The organism is Pseudomonas morbosilactucae, assembly GCF_023241715.1.
GTDB lineage: Bacteria > Pseudomonadota > Gammaproteobacteria > Pseudomonadales > Pseudomonadaceae > Aquipseudomonas > Aquipseudomonas morbosilactucae.
The window spans coordinates 1-1,480 of record NZ_JALQCW010000155.1; the positions used below are offsets into that span (position 1 = coordinate 1).

The 1,480-nt window shown below is 63.3% G+C and carries 2 protein-coding genes and 1 pseudogene; all 3 read right to left on the bottom strand.

Annotation, left to right across the window (positions count from 1 at the left end):
* Window positions 1-65 precede the first annotated feature (65 nt).
* Window positions 66-1,112 carry a phage late control D family protein gene (locus tag M1B34_RS33650; protein WP_268267432.1) on the bottom strand — a complete coding sequence of 349 codons (1,047 nt, stop codon included), beginning with the start codon at window positions 1,110-1,112 and terminating at the stop codon, window positions 66-68.
* A 62-nt stretch (window positions 1,113-1,174) separates the two neighbouring features.
* Window positions 1,175-1,381 carry a tail protein X gene (locus tag M1B34_RS33655; RefSeq protein WP_268267433.1) on the bottom strand — a complete coding sequence of 69 codons (207 nt, stop codon included), beginning with the start codon at window positions 1,379-1,381 and terminating at the stop codon, window positions 1,175-1,177.
* A pseudogene (locus M1B34_RS33660) lies at window positions 1,356-1,480 on the bottom strand (phage tail protein); the annotation flags it as partial. The gene M1B34_RS33655 and the pseudogene M1B34_RS33660, both read right to left, overlap by 26 nt.

Genomic DNA, 1,480 nt, shown 5'->3' on the forward strand with positions numbered 1-1,480 from the left:
TTGGGGAGGATCTGCAGCAGCTGCTGCGCAGTGATGGTCATTGGGTCTTCTCCAGTGATGATGGGTTAAAGCTGCACAACCTTGAGCGGCTTGGTCTCTTTCTTTTTCTTCTTGCCGGCGGCTTTGGCCTTGCCCTTCTTGCCGCCGTTGCATTCCACCGTGGTGCTCCACCCGGACTGGGTGAAGGTCTGCTCCACCGACTCAGCGAGGTACTCGCCATCGAGGCCGACCTTGAAGCCCTGGGCATTGATCATGCGTTCAGCGAAGAGATCCGTTCGCCCGGGCATCTCCAGCCGCACGCCGGCGGTGCTGCGATTGAACGCCGCCAGGCGGGCCTTGGCGGCCTGCTCGGCGGCGGTCTTGTTCGGGTGAATGTGGCGGTCGGTATGCACGGGCGGCAGGCCGTCCGGTGATTCGTCGTTGCCCAGGTCGATCACCTGCAGCTTTCCGGTCTTCTTGTCCTGGTGCTTGGTCTGCACCGCTTTGTGAGTGCTCTTGTCGCCCAGGCGGAACTGATAGCGGCTCACGTCGCTGCGGCGGATGGTGACCACACCCAGGGCCTTTCCGCTCGCGCTTTGCCCGGCCTGGCGCGGCAGCACCAGCAACTTGCCGTCGGCCACCTTGGCCGTGCAGTCGTGCTGCTTGGCCAGGCGGGTGATGAAGTTGAAATCGGATTCATTGAGCTGGTCGACTCGGGGCACCTTGGTGGTGACTGGGCACACCGGCGTCCAGCCGTTGCGCGCTGCCACGTCGCGAACGATCTGCTGCAGTGGCACGTTCTCCCAACTACCGCTGCGGGTGGTCTTGCCACTGCCACGCATGTCGCTCGCCTTGCCGCGGATCTCGATGGTGTCAGGCGGCCCCGACAGCACCACCTCGTCGACGGTGTAGCGGCCCAGACGAGTTAAGGCCTGGCCGCTGTACCCCATGAACACCTCGATGCTCGCGCCACGGCTGGGCAGCGCCACTGCCCCGTCGCGGTCATCGATGCGCAGCTCGAACTCGTCCGACTCCATGCCAGGCTTATCCGAGGTGCGCAGGGTCAGAAGCCGATCGTTGATCAGTGCGGTGATGTTCTTGCCGTCGGCGACGATTCGGAACTCAGGTTTCATTGCTCAGGCTCCTGAAATAGAAAACCCCGCACAGGGCGGGGTCGGTTGTTGATGTGGGACGATCAGTCCCAGAGCTGCACCGCGGCCTCGGCCTGGGCCTGCAGATCTGGCAGCACGATCAGCAGCCCAGCGCGAAACGGTTGTGGCTCATCGGCCAGCCCCTGGTTGGCGTCCAGCACCGCCTCGACGCTGCCATTCAGGTGCCCGTAAAACTGATGACAGAGGGTGTCCAGCAGATCTCCGCTAGACGTTCTGCAGGTCGTCGCCATAGCTCACAAACTCCAGTGAAAAGCCTTGTTTGCGCGGGATGCCGCCGGCGAGCAGATGGCTCTGCTCCTCTTCAAGGCTGGTCAGGCACCAGGTGCCCA